15 protein-coding genes are annotated in these 16693 nt (G+C 54.8%); 1 reads left to right on the top strand and 14 read right to left on the bottom strand.

Annotated features, from left to right (window positions below):
* Window positions 1–259: 259 nt before the first annotated feature.
* The 3 genes from ACLD9W_RS03810 to alaS all read right to left on the bottom strand — a co-directional run bounded on the left by ACLD9W_RS03810 (window position 260) and on the right by alaS (window position 4669).
* Window positions 260–715: a hypothetical protein gene (locus ACLD9W_RS03810; RefSeq protein ID WP_410840770.1), complete on the bottom strand. Its 456-nt coding sequence runs from the start codon at window positions 713–715 to the stop codon at window positions 260–262.
* Between the two features lie 2 nt (window positions 716–717).
* On the bottom strand, window positions 718–1620 hold the full coding sequence (locus tag ACLD9W_RS03805) for a hypothetical protein (protein WP_410840769.1): 903 nt from the start codon (window positions 1618–1620) through the stop codon (window positions 718–720).
* Between the two features lie 154 nt (window positions 1621–1774).
* Window positions 1775–4669, bottom strand: a complete 2895-nt coding sequence (gene alaS, locus ACLD9W_RS03800) for an alanine--tRNA ligase (protein ID WP_410840768.1) — start codon at window positions 4667–4669, stop codon at window positions 1775–1777.
* Between the two features lie 186 nt (window positions 4670–4855).
* Between alaS and ACLD9W_RS03795 the strand changes: the two genes are divergently transcribed.
* Window positions 4856–5698 carry a 23S rRNA (adenine(2030)-N(6))-methyltransferase RlmJ gene (locus tag ACLD9W_RS03795; protein ID WP_410840767.1) on the top strand — a complete coding sequence of 281 codons (843 nt, stop codon included), beginning with the start codon at window positions 4856–4858 and terminating at the stop codon, window positions 5696–5698.
* On the opposite strand, the gene ACLD9W_RS03790 is transcribed toward ACLD9W_RS03795, so the two are convergent.
* The 11 genes from ACLD9W_RS03790 to ACLD9W_RS03740 form a co-directional block, all read right to left on the bottom strand.
* Entirely contained in the window at window positions 5695–5835 is a 141-nt protein-coding gene (locus tag ACLD9W_RS03790) for a hypothetical protein (protein ID WP_410840766.1), read from the bottom strand. The two genes, ACLD9W_RS03795 and ACLD9W_RS03790, sit on opposite strands and share 4 nt — an antisense overlap.
* A gap of 111 nt (window positions 5836–5946) precedes the next feature.
* Complete coding sequence (locus ACLD9W_RS03785; protein ID WP_410840765.1) at window positions 5947–6801, bottom strand: DUF817 domain-containing protein; 855 nt, start codon at window positions 6799–6801, stop codon at window positions 5947–5949.
* A gap of 159 nt (window positions 6802–6960) precedes the next feature.
* Window positions 6961–7461, bottom strand: coding sequence for a hypothetical protein (locus tag ACLD9W_RS03780; RefSeq protein ID WP_410840764.1), 501 nt, complete (start codon window positions 7459–7461; stop codon window positions 6961–6963).
* Between the two features lie 78 nt (window positions 7462–7539).
* Window positions 7540–8970 (bottom strand): Asp-tRNA(Asn)/Glu-tRNA(Gln) amidotransferase subunit GatB, encoded by a 1431-nt coding sequence (gene gatB / locus ACLD9W_RS03775; RefSeq protein WP_410840763.1) that lies wholly within the window; start codon window positions 8968–8970, stop codon window positions 7540–7542.
* A gap of 73 nt (window positions 8971–9043) precedes the next feature.
* Window positions 9044–10873: a transglycosylase SLT domain-containing protein gene (locus ACLD9W_RS03770; protein ID WP_410840762.1), complete on the bottom strand. Its 1830-nt coding sequence runs from the start codon at window positions 10871–10873 to the stop codon at window positions 9044–9046.
* Between the two features lie 312 nt (window positions 10874–11185).
* Window positions 11186–11656, bottom strand: coding sequence for a hypothetical protein (locus ACLD9W_RS03765; protein WP_410840761.1), 471 nt, complete (start codon window positions 11654–11656; stop codon window positions 11186–11188).
* Between the two features lie 73 nt (window positions 11657–11729).
* Window positions 11730–12197 (bottom strand): hypothetical protein, encoded by a 468-nt coding sequence (locus tag ACLD9W_RS03760; RefSeq protein WP_410840760.1) that lies wholly within the window; start codon window positions 12195–12197, stop codon window positions 11730–11732.
* Window positions 12198–12335: 138 nt separating this feature from the next.
* Window positions 12336–12836: a hypothetical protein gene (locus tag ACLD9W_RS03755; protein ID WP_410840759.1), complete on the bottom strand. Its 501-nt coding sequence runs from the start codon at window positions 12834–12836 to the stop codon at window positions 12336–12338.
* Between the two features lie 104 nt (window positions 12837–12940).
* Window positions 12941–13843 (bottom strand): DMT family transporter, encoded by a 903-nt coding sequence (locus ACLD9W_RS03750; RefSeq protein ID WP_410840758.1) that lies wholly within the window; start codon window positions 13841–13843, stop codon window positions 12941–12943.
* Between the two features lie 67 nt (window positions 13844–13910).
* On the bottom strand, window positions 13911–14816 hold the full coding sequence (locus ACLD9W_RS03745; RefSeq protein ID WP_410840757.1) for a hypothetical protein: 906 nt from the start codon (window positions 14814–14816) through the stop codon (window positions 13911–13913).
* 98 nt (window positions 14817–14914) lie between these two features.
* Complete coding sequence (locus ACLD9W_RS03740; protein WP_410840756.1) at window positions 14915–16603, bottom strand: glutamine--tRNA ligase/YqeY domain fusion protein; 1689 nt, start codon at window positions 16601–16603, stop codon at window positions 14915–14917.
* Window positions 16604–16693 lie beyond the last annotated feature (90 nt).

Here is a 16693-nt window from a genome sequence, read left to right as displayed (position 1 = left end):
GCTCGTTTTTGCTACGATGCGGGTGTAATCCTAGGGTGCGTTCCGAGGCGACTGGCCTGTTTGGTTGCTATGGTACGCTGATTTGAACATACAAGGGTGTGTGACATGGCAACGCACGCGGTTTGTGGGAATGCAGGCTACGGCTTGCCTTGTCGATGTATTTTTTCAGGTAGCCTTTAAGAGGGCTACCTGAAAAGTGTTGGGTTTATCAACCCAACCTACGCTTGCTTGCATAAGGGATTACTTGAGAAATAATTCTTCAATTGCTATATTTTGCAAAAATATCTTTTATTTTCCCATTTGCAAAATAGAAACTTACTGCTACTGTCATTAATATCAACAATCCACAAACAAATGTAATTATATACTCTGCACTAGGTTTATAAGTTAGAGCCGACAGAATGCACATAAATAAAGAAATAACCGCATAAACAAATCCAACAGCAAACAATGTTTTCATATAAGTATACCCACCCCAATGAACTAATATTTTTTGGTTTTCAGTATCTCTTTGTAGAAAACCATTACCTTTATTAAAAATCCATAGAAAAATTGCAGGCGGTAACATTATTAAATATTTAAACATATCCTGATCAAAATTTATTTGACTTAGTTTAATGTTGATGTATTCTTCTAAAAAGTAGTAGACGCCAAAACTTATAATAATAATTAAAAATTCAAAACTTATAAAGAAAACTCTAAGAAAAATAGCCATTGCTAATGCTCCATTTCTCTTTCAATACTAATTTTTTCAAATTCAGACCTTGCTCTGAGTACTAAATTTTCTGGCAATGGATTTTTATCAAATAAAAAACTTTTTTGTGAGTCCTCTGTTTTAATTTCTATATACTCTTGATTTATATCTTCTCCGATTACTTCTCCTTTTCCGTAGCCATCAGCAGCCATCAAGATTGCTGCATCTGTTAGTCTAACGTTTATATTTAGATCTTTTATCTTATTCTCATTTACATGCTCTATAATTTTTTTGAGATCTGTATTGAGACCATTTTTATCTTCACTCTCTTCATTAATCTTTAATGTGCTAGCTCTGCGGTCTTTTAAAAATTCTTTTAATGGAGCCCATAAAGGGCTAAATAATGGATTGGGTGGCGATACTTTTGCATTGATTTCAAAAATTTTCTTAATTTTTGATAACTTTTTAATAAACTTTGAGTAATCTGAAATTGCATCAACCTCGCATTGGATAAGTAGGTCATGAAACTTCAGATTGCGAGAATCTTCTATAATTTTTTTAAATCTTCTAGGAAAAACATCACTTTGAATCTCATTAAATACATGAAGAAAACATAGGCCAGAAAATTCAGGTATGTATACAAATGGGGATGAAGCTTTGGCACGATCGCTAATTAGCAGTTGATTTAATTCGTGTTGGTTTTCATTAACTATGCTTACTGATTCATCTATGTATTTAGTTAGATTCCCATAAATGAAAGGGCCTATTTTTTCGTCACCTCTGCCATCAATGATATTAGTAATAGTCCATTTGTGATTACGTACTTTTATAATTGCCGGATTGCAGATTGCATCCATTAAATCCTCTTGAGTTAAGTTAATTTTTACTACTCTACTGAGAAAATAACGACTTTTTCTAGTTCTCATATTTTATCCATAATTAGCAAGGTTGGAGCATGATCCAACATTTTTATATTTCACAAAATCTGTTGGGTCTCGACCCAAACTACGGCAAACGGAGCTTTCAAATGACCTCTTCACACAAAAGGCAGCCTGAAATTTTCAGGCTGCCTTCCCCACATCAAGCCAGCTTCGCGCCGACCCAATCTTTCACACCATCCAACACGGCGGGCAGTTTTTCTACATCGGTGCCGCCTGCCTGTGCCAGGTCGGGGCGGCCGCCGCCTTTGCCGCCGATTTGTTCGGCGGCGTGTTTGACGAGATCGCCGGCTTTGATTTGGGCGGTGAGGGCTTTGGAAACGCCGGCGCAGAGGGAGGCTTTACCGTCGTTGGCGGCGGCGAGCAGGACGATGATGTTGTCGCCTTTGCCTGTAAGGTCAGTAACGATGTCGCGCAGGGCAGCGGCATCGGCATCGATTTGGGCGGCGACGAGTTTGGCTGCGCCGATGGTTACGGCGTTGTCCAAGAGTTTCGCGCCTGCGTGGACGGCGAGTTCGGCTTTGGCGCGGGCGAGTTCTTTTTCCAGCGCTTTGCTGTGGGCTAAGGCCGTCTGAATTTTGGCGAGCAGGTCTTTGGCGCCTTGGGCTTTGATTTCGCTTGCGGCTTCTTTAATCAGAGTTTCCTGGTTTTGTACCCATGCGAGCGCGGCAAGGCCGGTGATGGCTTCTACACGGCGGATGCCTGCGGCGATGCCGCCTTCGCTGATGATTTTGAAGAAGCCGATGTCGCCGGTGCGGGCGACGTGGGTGCCGCCGCACAGTTCGATGGAGTAGTCGCCCATGGTGATGACGCGGACGAAGTCGCCGTATTTTTCGCCGAAGAGCATGACTGCGCCTGATTTTTGCGCGTCTTCAATGGACATGGTTTCGACTTTGACGGGCACGTTGGCGATAATCGCGGCGTTGACGCGGCGTTCGACTTCGGCGATTTCTTCCGCGCTGATGCCTTGCGTGTGGGAGATGTCGAAGCGGGTCAGCTCGGCGTTTTGCAGGCTGCCTTTTTGTTCGACGTGCGTGCCCAAAACATCGCGCAGGGCTTTGTGCATCAGGTGGGTAACGCTGTGGTTGCGCATGATGCTGTTGCGGATGTCGTTGTCGATTTCGGCGGATACGGCATCGCCGACTTTCAGACGGCCTGATACGACTGCGCCGAATTGTCCGTGTACGGCGGCTTTGATTTTCTGCGTGTCTTCCACGCGGAAGCGGTTTTCGCCTGCGAAGATAAAGCCTACGTCGCCGACTTGGCCGCCGCTTTCGGCGTAGAACGGGGTTTGTTCCAGAACGACCACGCCGGCTTCGCCTGCTTGGAGTTCGTCCACGGCTTCGCTGCCTTTATATAAGGCGATGATTTTGGTGTCTTGGCTGCGTTTTTCGTAGCCGGTAAACTCGGTGTCCGCGCCTGTGTAGTCCAGTTGTGCGTTGGCTTTGAAGTTTTGCGCAGCGCGGGCGCGGGCGCGTTGGGCTTCCATTTCGCGGTTGAAGCCTTCTTCATCCAAATCGATACCCAATTCGCGCGCCATGTCGGCGGTCAGGTCGTAGGGGAAGCCGTAGGTGTCGTAGAGTTTGAAGATGTGTTCGCCGCCGATAACGAGTTTGCTGTTGGCAATGTTGTCCATCAAATAGGCATTCAAGGCTTCGGCAAACGGTTTTTCCGCGTCGGGAATATGGGCAGTTTCCAAAGCAGCCTGCAAATCGATATACATGCCTTCGTTCAGGCTGCCTGAAACTCGGGGACGGATAACGATTTGCTTTTTGCCTGGAGCGGCACGGGAAGCGGCGGTAAATTCCACACCCTCTGCGGTTTTCAATGCCAACGGTTTGCCCGCACCATCTTGCGGCAGCAGGCTTTCCAGTTTCAGGAATTTCATGCCGTTGAACACTTGGTTAAACAAACCCATGCCTTTTTCCAGCGTTTCGCCGAAGCGGCTTTCTTCCGCGCGCAGGGCTTCCATAATCTGCGTTTGTTTTTCTTTCAACTCGGGATATGCACCGCCCATCGCTTTCACCAAATCGGGCACGAGTTTGTAGAAAAACGCCTGTTTCTGACCGAGTTTGTAACCGTGGCGCACGGCGCGGCGGATGATGCGGCGCAGTACATAGCCGCGGCCTTCGTTGGACGGCATCACGCCGTCGGCAATCAGGAAGGAGCAAGAGCGGATGTGGTCGGCAACGACTTTCAGGCTGGGTTCGTCCATGCTGAACGGCGCGCCGGTTTCGCGGGCAACGGCTTTGAGCAGGTCTTGGAACAGGTCGATTTCGTAGTTGCTGTGGACGTGCTGCATTACGGCCGCCATGCGCTCCAAGCCCATGCCGGTATCGACGGACGGCTTGGGCAGCGGGTTCATGTTGCCTTGCTCGTCGCGGTTGAACTGCATGAACACGCAGTTCCAAATTTCAATCCAGCGGTCGCCGTCTTCTTCAGGACTGCCCGGAATGCCGCCCCAGATTTCTTCGCCGTGGTCGTAGAAAATTTCGGAGCACGGGCCGCAGGGACCGGTATCGCCCATCTGCCAGAAGTTGTCGGACGCGTATTTCGCGCCTTTGTTGTCGCCGATGCGGACGATGCGCTCGGCAGGCATACCGATTTCGTTCAGCCAGATGTTGTAGGCTTCGTCGTCTTCGGCATACACGGTCGCCAAGAGTTTGTCTTTGGGCAGATTCAGCCATTCGGGGGAAGTGAGGAATTCCCAAGCGAAGTGGATGGCGTCGCGTTTGAAGTAGTCGCCGAAGGAGAAGTTGCCCATCATTTCAAAGAAGGTGTGGTGGCGGGCGGTGTAGCCGACGTTTTCCAAGTCGTTGTGTTTGCCGCCTGCGCGTACGCATTTTTGCGCGGTGGTGGCGCGGTTGTATGGGCGTTTATCAAAGCCGAGGAACACGTCTTTAAACTGGTTCATACCGGCATTGGTAAACAGCAGCGTCGGATCGTCGTGCGGCACGAGGCTGGAAGAGCGGACGATGGTGTGGCCTTTGGATTCGAAGAATTTTAGGAATTTTTGGCGTAGTTCGGTAGTTTTCATGGTGTGTTTTGTCTCGTAAAACGGCTTTCAGACGGCCTTAGGCCGTCTGAAAAGCACAGGAAAAAATCAAAAAATCAAAGCGGCGCATTTTATAGCAGAAACGGCGGCAAGCCTATTATCCGCCTTATCTTTTTGCCGCCCTTGCCGTAAAATCCGCCACTTTCTTTTTCAGACGGCCTCCCCACCATGCTCAGCTACCGCCACGCCTTTCACGCAGGCAACCATGCCGATGTGCTCAAACATTTCGTTCTCTGGCTGGTGCTCGATTATTTCAACCGCAAAGACAAGCCCTATTGGTATGTCGACACGCACAGCGGCGCGGGTTTGTATGACTTGGGCGGCAGCGAGGCGCAGAAGGTCGGCGAATACCGTAGCGGCATTGCCCGCCTGATGGCGGCGGACACGCTGCCCGAGCCGCTGGCGCAGTTTCGCGGCCGTCTGAAAGACATCCTGCCGCAGGAAAACCTTTATTGCGGTTCGCCCTGGCTGGCGCAGGCGCAAACGCGCGCAGACGACAAGCTGCGCCTTTTCGAGCTGCATCCGGCGGATTTCACCCTGCTGGAAAACAATATGCGTGAGGCGGGGCTGAAAAGGCGCGGCATCATCCGGCGGGAAGACGGTTTCAAAGGTCTGATTTCCCTGCTGCCGCCGCCGACCCGTCGCGCCGTGGTTCTGATCGACCCGCCGTATGAGGAAAAACGGGATTACGCGCGCGTGGTACAGACGCTGAAAGAGGCGCAAAAACGCTTCGCGCAGGGCTGCTATCTGCTGTGGTATCCCTGTCTCAGCCGCGAGGAAAGCCGCCGCCTGCCCGAACAGCTGAAAAAACTGTCGCCCGACAATTACCTGCTGGCCGAGCTGCACGCCGCCGCGCCGCGTGCCGACGGCTTCGGAATGCACGGCAGCGGCATGTTCCTGATCAACCCGCCCTATCTGCTGGCCGCACAGCTTCGCGACAACCTGCCGACTCTGGCGCGGCTGCTGGCGCAGGACGAAGGCGCGCGCTTTGTGTTGGATTACCGAAATTAGGCCGTCTGAAACACAGAGGCCGTCTGAAATTCCGAAAACGGGGTTTCAGACGGCCTTTTTGTATCTTTCCAGTCTTTCAGACGGCCTAGGGCGTGTTGACAATCAGCCTTGCGGCGGTATTTTTGGTAAAAATCCACGCCTGCCGCGTCAAAAATGCTCGCAAGATGTCCAATCTTGCTGCGCTTTTTTCCTTGCAGGCGCGAATTTTTCCTCAAAAAACCGCTTCGCAAGCTGAATGTCAGCATACCCTAATCCCTCGATACGGCAATGGTGCGCTTGATGTGTTTCAGATTGGCGACGATGGTGAAGGTCATCATCACCAAGAGCGCCCACGAGCTCCATTTGCCGATGTGCACCGCCGACCACGCGCCGATTTGGTTGGGGTAGCGCCAGATACCGGCGAAGGTGCTGATGTTTTCCGCCAGCCAGATAAAAAAACCGATAAGCACGAAAGCGAGCAGCAGCGGCATTCTGCGCGGAGTGTCGTAGGGCGTGAAGCACACCGAGGTGCGGGCGTAGAGGCCGAGGGCGAAGGCGGCGAGATACCAGCGGTAGTCGCCGATGTAGTGGTGGCTGAAAAAATTGATGTAAATCAGCAGCGAACACAGCGTCGCCAGCCAATAGGGCGGGTGGCTTTTGATTTTCAAATCGAAAAGCCGCCATGCCTGGATGATGTAGCTGCCCACCGCCGCATACATAAATCCGGCAAACAGCGGCACGCCGCCGATTTTGCTGAAAGCGGGGTCGGGATAGCTCCACGAGCCGACGGCTGACGAGGTTTTGAAAAGTTCGAGCGCAAAGCCGACAAGGTGGAACAGGGTAACGGCCTTCACTTCGTCCCACGTTTCCAGTTTCAGCACCAGCATGGCCGTCTGAACCGCCAGTGCGAATACCAGCAGCACGTCATAGCGGGCGACGCCGAACAGTCCGCCGCGCGGCACGGCGAACATGGCGAGGAAAAACAGCCCGGCAAACAGACAGGCGCGCGCTTCTTTCAGAACGAAAAAGCAAAATTCGACGGCAAACCGCCGCCCGCCGCGCAAATCGGGGCGCGGCCGGCGGCGGGTCAGCCAGTCGTCGAAACGGTTGTGCATCGGGGGCATGGCGGGGTTTCCGTTCAAGAGGCCGTCTGAAAGGGTTCAGACGGCCTTTGGCAAAACAACAGCAGCCGGACAATATGATTGATAAAACGAGAAAAATACGGGGTTTCTCATTATCGGGAACCATCAGATAAAGCGGAAAAGGCAGCCTGAAACGCATAGTCATACCCCTCGTGGGGATGAGCCGATCGGATAAATCGTCAGGCTGCCGCCCAGCGGCTGTTGGATGCCGAGCAGACGGTGGGTCAGGCTGCGTATCCGGCGTTGGTAGTCGGCAAACGGGAAATCGGGGAGCACGGCCGCCTGTTGTCCGTATGCTTGGCAGAGGGCGGTGTAGCGGTGGTTTTGCGGGTTTTTGCGGTGGTGTTCGGATTTGAACAGCAGCAGACGGTCGCCGTCAAAGGCGGACGAGCCGCAGGGCAGGATGTTGTGTTCGGTAAAAACGTATGCTTCGGCTTGGTCGGGGCGGATGTCGCGCGGCGGTGTGATGCTGGGCTCGGCTTGCAGCGCGTCTAGGTTTGCCAAGACCTCTTGCAGGGCGGCGGTGGTTAAGCCCAGCGTTTCCCAGCCTTCGCCGAGTATGGTGTCGCCGATATGCAAAGACAGGCGGACAAAATTGTGTCCGCCGCTGCCCGCTATGTTGCATGAAAAACCGATGTTCATTGCGTGTCCGATTGTTGTGTCAAGGCAGCCTGAAACACTTTTCCCGTTTTCAGGCTGCCTTTGGGCGTTCGGGCTGCATCACCCCAGCTTGGCTTTCACCAACTCCTGTACCTGCGCGGGATTCGCCTTGCCTTTGCTGGCTTTCATCACCTGCCCCACAATCGCGTTCAGCGCTTTTTCGTTGCCCGCTTTAAACTGCTCAACGGCTTTGGCATTGTTGGCGAGTACTTCGTCCACCATTGCTTCAATCGCGCCGGTGTCGGTGATTTGCACTAGGCCGTGTTTTTCGATGATTTGTTCGATTGTGGCTTCAGGTTCCGCCCACATCGCTTCAAAGGCTTTTTTCGCCAGCTTGCTACTCAATGTGCCGTCGGCGATTTTGCCCACCAGCGCGGCCAGCCGCGCCGCCGTAATCGGGCTTTGCGCCAGCTCCAAGCCTTCGCGGTTCAGCGTTGCCGCCAATTCGCCGTTCATCCAGTTGGCAACCAGCTTGCCTTGTCCGCTGCTTTGGGCGGCGGTTTCAAAAAAGGCGGCCTGGGCGCGGCTTGCCGTCAGCAGGCGCGCGTCGTATTCACTCACGCCAAACTCATTGACAAAACGCGCCGCCATTTCTTTGGGCAGCTCGGGCATGGCGGCACGGGCTTTGTCCATTTGGCCGTCTGAAATGATCACGGGCAACAGGTCGGGATCGGGGAAATAGCGGTAGTCGTGCGCGTCTTCTTTCAGGCGCATCACGCGGGTTTCGCCCTTGTCGGGGTCAAACAGCATGGTCGCCTGCTGCACCTTGCCGCCGTCTTCCAACAGCTCAATCTGCGCTTGTACTTCGTAATTAATTGCCTGCTCCAAAAAGCGAAACGAATTCAAATTCTTAATCTCGCGGCGCGTGCCAAACTCCGCCTGCCCTTTGGGGCGCACCGACACATTGGCATCGACGCGGAACGAGCCTTCGGCCATATTGCCGTCGCAAATGTCCAGCCAAGTAACCAAACCGTGCAGGGCTTTGGCATAGGCCACCGCTTCGGCGGCGGAGCGCATTTCGGGTTCGGAGACGACTTCCAACAGCGGCGTACCGGCGCGGTTCAGGTCAATGCCGGTGGCGCCGTTCAAGCCTTCGTGCACCGATTTGCCCGCGTCTTCTTCCATATGGGCGCGGGTTACGTTGATGGTTTTCACTTCGTCGCCCACCACGATTTCCAGCTTGCCGTGTTCGACAATCGGCAAGTCCAACTGACTGATTTGGTAGCCTTTTGGCAGGTCGGGATAGAAATAGTTTTTGCGGTCGAACACGTTTTTGCGGTTGATGGTGGCGTTCAGCGCCAAGCCGAGCTTAATCGCTTTTTCCACCACTTCGCGGTTCATCACCGGCAGCGTGCCCGGCAGCGCGCATTCCACCACGCTGGCGTGTGCGTTGGGCTCGGCGCCGAAGGCGGTGTTCGCGCCGCTGAAAATTTTGGATTGGGTGTTGAGCTGGACGTGGATTTCCAAGCCGATTACGGTTTCCCAGGTCATAGATGGTCTTTCTCGGATTCAGATGGTTGGTTTTTGACGGTTGCTTGTTGAAACGGACGGTTTCGTGCCGCCCTTACATTTTCCCCGGCACAACGCCCATGCGGCGTTTGAGCGAAGTTTGCGGCTCGTTGAACAGCGAGGCGTAGTAGGTGGCGTTGGCCATCACTTTTTTGACGTAGTCGCGCGTTTCGTCGAAGGGGATGGTTTCGGCGTAGATTGCGCCTTCCAGCGGCGAAGCGGCCTGCCATTGACGGGCGCGGCCGGGGCCGGCGTTGTAGCCTGCGGTGGCCATCACTTCGTTGTTTTGCAGACGGCGTTTGGCGTCGCCCAAATACCATGTGCCCATGCGGATGTTGCCGTCGGTGGTGTAGAGCTCGCTGTCGGACATTCCCGTTTTGCGGGCGATTTCGCGGGCGGTGGCGGGCATGACCTGCATCAGCCCCTGTGCGCCGACGCCCGATTGCGCTCCGACCATAAAGCGGCTTTCCTGACGGATCAGACCGTAGACCCAAGCCGGGTCGACGCCTGCTTCGGCAGCGTAGCGGGTGGCGGTGTCGCGGAAGGGGGCGGGGTAACGCAAGGTGTAGTCGAGCTTGCCTGTGGCGTTGTCGGCCGAGTGGATGGACATTTCGTAAAAGCCGTGGTCGGCGGCCAGCCGCGCGGCGGCGAGCTTGGCGCCGTCGTTGAAGGCGCGGGTGGCGTAGCGCCATTCGGCCTGCGCGGCGCGGCGCATGGCAATGTTGCCGCCCGATGCTTGGAATAGGGTGAGCGCGCGGGCGATGGCACCGTCACGCGCCAGCGTCTGTAAATCGCGTGCCGGCGTGGCGGCAGCAGTGTTGCGGGTATTGACGCGGCCGCCGGTTTCTTCGGCAGCCAAGAGGGCGTAGAAATTGCGGCCGCTTTCGGCGGCGCGGCGGTAAAGGTTTTGCGCTTCGCTGCGGTTTCCCTGCGCGGCCAGGCTGCGGCCGAGCCAGTAGAGCCAGGCGGGGTTTTGCCGCAGTTTTTCCGGCATATCGCCGATCACGGAAGCCAGCAGCGGCCAGTCCTGCACGCGCAAGGCCGAGCGGGCATACCATTCGAGCTGTTCGTCGGTGAGCTGTTTGCGCTCGGAGCGGGCGTAGTAGGCGAGGGCGTCGGCGAAGTTTTGGTTTTTGGCCTGACGTAGGCCGAGCACGCCCCAGGCAAAGCCTGCCTGTTCGCGCGTGAGGCTGCCTTCGAGCGCGTTCAGACGGCCTGCCGCCGCTGCGGGCGCTTTCTGCGCCGCCGCGCCGATGACGTCGCGCAACAGGTTTTCCTGCGCGCCCTGTCCGCCGCTGCCCAAGGGGCTGCCGAGGGCGGCGGCGAGGTTGGCTGCGTCGGAGGTTTGGTTGGCGGCAATCAGGCCGCGCACGCGCCGCCATGCGTCGGCGGGATTCAGACGGCCTTGTGCCGCACGTGTTTCCACCAGCGCGGTGCAGCCCTGCGGCAGGCGGCCGGTTTCGCGCACGAGTTCAGCCGCCATGCCGCTGTCGGCGAAGTTTTCCGCGTAGCAGCGCACTTCGCGGCTGCGGCCTTCGGGTTCGAGTTTGGCGTATTCGCTTTGGAAGGTCTGCCAGCTGCCGCGCCGCGCCAGGCTTTTGAGCCATTCGTTGCGAACGTTTTCGCCCATCGCGCTGGCGCTCTGCACGGCGAGGAATTGGGCGGGCTGGATGTCGTCGCCCGCTTTGGCGGCGCGCATCACGCCTTCGTAGCGCGCGTAGTCGTCGAGGGTTTTGGCGGGGCTTTCGCCGCTGCGCACGGTGGGCAGGCCGAAGCCGTTGCCTGCTTGTGCTTCCGGTCCCTGCCTGACGGGTTCGACGGGATGCTCTGTCGTGCAGGCGGCGAGTATCAGGGCGGCAAGGGAGAGGCGGACGGTGTTTCTCATGGCGGTTCTTTCTTTGGCGGAAAACGTTCAGACGGCATGGAGGCCGTCTGAAAGCGCTGTTCCGGCGAATAGGAAAACAGGGCGGATGATAGCAGTTTTACCCCCGCCGCCCAAACAGGGATTTGGGGGATTTGCGTTTGGACGGGCTTTGAAACCGCTTTTGCTTGTATCCCTGCGGGCACAAACGCGTGAATGGTGTTGACGAATGCGAAGCTGCGGCCATCCGCATCGGCAAAAGGCCGTCTGAAAACACGGTTTGCGGGTTTCAGACGGCCTGTCGGTTTTTCAGGCTGCTTTTCCGGCCAACGAACCCTACGGAAGAATATTCACCCGCTCATAAGGGTCGCGGTTATCGATATAGGGATCGTCTTTGCTGTCGCACACGCGGGTTGACACGACGGCGTCGGATTTCATCCGGCCGTTTTCAAACTCGTAAGTTTGCGTCTGCCAACCGGTGTAGCCGCCGTAAGCGTTTTTGGCATTGATTTCAATGCAAACAAGATAATAGGTGCGGGTTTTCAGATAATCCCCCCGTCGCGGTTCCCAGTCTCTCGTAATTTCAAATATTTTTTTCGGCGGCATGGTGATATTGACTTGCGCGCTGCCGGCATCGAGCAGGGTTCTGTTCAGATGTTGCCGGATACGCTGACGGTAGTCTTTCGGATAAATGCCGTAGTCGGCGCTGCGGATGCTTTGCATGCTGATATCGACCATCGAGCTGGCGCAGGCAGCCAAGAGCAGGGACAGGCTGCCGAGCAGGGCGGCGCGGGCGGGAAGTTTCATATTGGTTTCTTGTATGGGGTTGGTGGATGTTTTCAGGCTGCCTTTGACTGTTTTGTACCGTCCTGCCGCGCTCTTACGGCACGATATTGACCTTAAATTTGTTGTAGATGCCGCTGGTGATATAAATTTCGTCCGTGCTGTCGCACATGTCCAGGCCGACCGAGTCGAAAGTGAGCTCTTCCAAAATACCGTTGTAAATGCTGTAGCGTTTGGTCTGCCAGCCGGTGTAGCCGCCGTAGGCATTTTTCGCGTTCACTTCGATGCACACCGCATAGTATGCCCGGCCGTTCAGTTTGTACGGCGCGCGCGAGAGTTGGAACACTTTGCGCGGCGGGGTGGTGAATCTGATTTGCGCGCTGCGGGCGTCGAGCAGGTTGCCGTCCAGCCGTTTGCGGATCAGCTGCTGGTAGTTTTTGGGATAGGGGCCGTAGTCGGCATTGCGCACGGCCTGCATGCTGACGTCAAAGGAGCTGGCGCAGGCGGCCAGGAGCAGGAACAGGCTGCCGAGCAGGGCGGCGCGGGTGGGGAGACTGGTTTTCATATCGGGTTTCCTTTGCTGGTTTGGGGGAAATGTTTTCAGGCTGCCTGAAACGGCAAAACGGTTTTAACTCCGTTGAAGCTTCGCTTTCAGACGGCCTGTTGCTTCTTCAGGCTGCTTTGAGGCCGTCTGAAAGCGGATTTACGGGACGATGTTTACTTTCACGTTACCCATATTGTTTATGCTGATAAAAACCTCGTCTTGGCTCCTGCACACCGCAAAGTCGGTGCCAAAGGAACCGAGGAGTGCCTCGTCTTCAATCCCGCCGTCTACGAACCGGTAGATTTTGGTCTGCCAGCCGGTATAGCCGCCGAAGGTGTTTTTGGCGTTCACTTCTGCGCACACTACGTAATATTGGTTGGTTTTCAACTCTTTGGGTGTTTTTGGCGGATATGTATTTGCCAGAGGATTGTATGTTTGGAACACTTTGTGCGGCGTGCCGATGCGGATTTTCGCGCTGCCGGGGTCGAGCAGGGTGTCGTTGAGGTATTGGCGGATTTGCCGTTGGTAGTTTTTGGGGTAGCTGCCGTAGTTTTCGCTGCGCACGGCCTTCAAGCTGACTTGTGCGGACGGGGGCGTGTAGGCGCAGGCGGCCAGCAGGCAGAGGCTGCCGAGCAGGGCGGCGCGGGTGGGAAGTTTCATATTGGTTTCCTTGTATGGGGTTGGTGGATGTTTTCAGGCTGCTTTAAGGCTGAAGTTCGTCTGAAACCCAATTTCAATAAAGTAAAAATGCCCGAACAAAAATTTCAGACGACCTTCTGCCCATACCGCATCAGTGTCATGCCGCCGACCGCTGCCGCGCAGCCCGCAACCAGAGAAATATGCAAAGGTTCGCCCAAAACCCACGCCGAAGACAACATGCCGAAAATCGGCACGAGCGTAATATACGCCGCTGCGCTGCCTGCGCCCAAAATCTTCACGCCTTCAAAATACCACGCGTAAGCCAATACCGTCGCGCCGATGACCAGCCACGCCAATGCCGTCCAACCGCGTGCATCCATCGCCGCCATCGCCTCAAACGGCAATCCGTCCGTCCACAATGCCACCACCGACAACATCAACGCGCCGATAAGCGAAGTTGCCGTCGTTACCGTCAGCGCGTCTATCCCGCGCAAAACCGCGCGACCGATTAAGGTATAAGCCGCCCAGCAGACCACGCAGCCGAAAATCAGCCACTCCCCCGCCTTGATGCCGCCCGACAATACCGTCAACGGCTGCCCTTGCGTGACCGCCGTTATCGCGCCACAGACCGCCAGCAGCATACCCGCCAAAATCTTTGCGTTTAAACGTTCGCCGAAAAGCCAAGCCGCTAGCAGCAGCGTCAGCACGGGATTCACCGCCACAACCACCGCCGCCTTACCCGCCGGCATTGCCTGCAAACCCAACATAAAAAACACCGCATAGCCGCATACCCCGACGGAAGCGGCTACCGCCAAGCCCAGCCATTGCCGCGCCGACAAAGCCGCCAAAGTCGCAAACCTGCTGCGCGCAAACAACCAGCCCAACAACAAAAACGAAGCCAGTACAAACCGAACCGCCCCGCCCGTCAGCGGCGGCAGCGACTGCCCCAGCATCCGCCCCATCGGCCAAGACGCACCCCACAACACCGCCATCCCCAGCAGTTTCAAATGTACAGAATAACGTTCCATCTCATTCCTTTATCAACAAAGGTCGTCTGAAAACCCGATTCCAAGTTTTCAGACGACCTCAATACCTCTATTCTGCCGCCTTTGATTTGGGCCGGACAACTTTTTTACCCCAGCACAATTCGGGCAGATCAAAAGTGCTCACTACTGTAACTATATCAGGTTTATCCCTATCCCATTTCAGCGCAACACCGTCATTATCAATCGCACAGCCTGGCAAGTTTTTCTGTGTTAATGTCAGCTCAAAGTTTTTTAACTGTTTATTTGAATCAAGAATGACGTTTCCCCAATAAGGTTGATCATTGGAAGCAATATCTGCCTGCCAATACCCGTCACGCTCAGTGCGCGTCACTCGCAAAAAATATAATTTCCCATCCACAAACCACTCAGGCAGGGACACTTCGGCTGATTCGTTTAACGTGCAACTTGATAGGAAATAATCAGCAGGACTGGACGGCATCTTGCCACCTTTAGTCAATGCTTGCCACTCCATCTCTCCGTCACTCCGGCAGGACCACCCTTCCACATCAACCGTCCTGGCTTCCTCGATAGCATTCATCGTCAGTGTTGCTTGATAACCATCTTCAGTCTGGTACGCAGAACGATTCATTCTATTAACTTCCATGCCTTTCCATTCAACAGGGCGAGAAAATGTGACTTCGCTAAAAGTAGAAAAATCAGGCTTTTTCGATATCCCATCCTGAGGAGCTACGGTCAGCTTCGAACCTGCCGGGATTCGTATACCATCAATCACCAACTCCTCTTTAGCCGTTTGATAACTTGAATCATCATACCTTTTAGCTTGCCATGCCTTAACCATAAACATTCCAAACAATGACACCACGATCAAATTGAAAATGATGGCTGAATTCCTAATCAGCGGATTTTTGGATTTAACAATTGCCACAATACTGGCAATCCAAACTATGGCGGCCATAGCCGATATGGCCATGCCAATAAGAATTAAATTCTCCAAAACAAGTATTTTCTTTTCTTTATATTCAGAAAATAGGTCGTCTGAAAACCCGATTTCAAGTTTTCAGACGGCCTTTCAGTGCAGCTGCTGTAAACAGATTACTTGGGCTGCCAAGAATCTTTCAGTGTTACCGTGCGGTTGAACACGGGCTGTTCGGGGCGGTGGTCTTTGCGGTCGGTGACGAAATAGCCCAGTCGCTCGAACTGCCAACGGCTTTCAGCGGGCAGGTTTTTGGCTGCGGGTTCGGCGTAGGCGGTGATTTCTTTGGCCGATTCGGGGTTGAGGAAATCGGTGAACGGCAGGTATTCGCCGTTTTCGCCGCGCACGGCATCGGGACGGGGTTCGGTGAACAGGCGCTCGTACAGCCGCACGGTAACGGGCACGGCGTGTTCGGCGGAGAGCCAGTGAATCACGCCTTTCACTTTACGGCCTTCGGGATTTTTGCCCAAGGTGTCGTAATCCAAGCTGCATTTGAGTTCGACGATGTTGCCGGCGGCATCTTTCACCACTTCGTCGCACTTCATCACATAGCTGTGGCGCAGGCGCACTTCGCCGCCGAGGGTCAGGCGTTTGAAGCCTTTGGGCGGGTTTTCGCTGAAATCGTCGGCTTCGATGTAGAGCGTGGACGAAATCGGCAGTTCGCGGCTGCCCATCTCTTCAATATTCGGATGATAGGGCGCGGTGCGGCTTTCGGCTCGGGCTGCATCGTAGTTGGTAAGCGTTACTTTGAGCGGATTGAGTACGACCATCATGCGCGGGGCGGAGTTTTCCAGTTCTTCGCGAACCGCGCCTTCCAACACGCTCATATCGACGATGTTTTCAGATTTGGAAATACCGGCGCGTTTAGCAAACAGACGCAGGCCTTCGGGGGTGTAGCCGCGTCGGCGCATACCGGAGATGGTGGGCATACGCGGGTCGTCCCAGCCGCTCACATGGCCGTCTGAAACGAGCTGGTTGAGTTTGCGTTTGGACGTGATGGAGTACAGAAGTTCCAAACGGGAGAATTCGTATTGGCGCGGGCGGGTGGCGTGCGGCGCGGGGATGTTGTCGAGCACCCAGTCATACAGCGGGCGGTGGGCTTCAAATTCGAGCGTGCACAGCGAATGGGTGATGCCTTCGATGGCGTCGGAGATGGCGTGGGTGTAGTCGTACATCGGGTAGATGCACCATTTGTCGCCGGTGTTGTGGTGGTGGGCGCGGCGGATGCGGTAAATCACGGGGTCGCGCATATTGACGTTGCCGGAAGCCATGTCGATTTTCAGGCGCAGGGTTTTGCTGCCGTCGGGGAATTCGCCGTTTTTCATGCGCATAAAGAGATCGAGGTTTTCTTCGACGCTGCGCTCGCGGTAGGGGCTGTTTTTGCCCGGCTCGGTAAGCGTGCCGCGATATTCGCGCATTTCTTCGGCGGTCAAATCATCGACATAGGCTTTGCCGTCTTTAATCAGGCCGACGGCATAGTCAAACAGGCGGTCGAAATAGTCGGACGCATAATGCGGCTCACCCGCCCAGTGAAAACCGAGCCACTCGACATCTTCTTTAATCGAATCAACGTATTCCTGGTTTTCTTTTTCGGGATTGGTGTCGTCAAAACGCAGGTTGCACAGGCCGTCGTAAACATAGGCCAGGCCGAAATTCAGACAGATGGATTTGGCATGGCCGATGTGCAGGTAGCCGTTGGGCTCGGGCGGGAAACGGGTTTGGATGGCGGTGTGTTTACCGCTTTTGAGATCGTCTTCGATGATGGTGCGGATGAAGTGGTTGTCGGCGAATTGGTCTTTGTTGAGCATGGTGGGAATTCGGTTTGGTGGTCGTAAAGCTGCGGATTGTACCCGATTTTGTCGGGGCGGGGCATGGATGAGGCCGTCTGAAAACCCTGT

This window comes from Neisseria sp. WLZKY-1, assembly GCF_046546535.1.
Lineage (GTDB): Bacteria > Pseudomonadota > Gammaproteobacteria > Burkholderiales > Neisseriaceae > Neisseria.
This window is presented reverse-complemented; position numbering and strand designations above follow the sequence as displayed.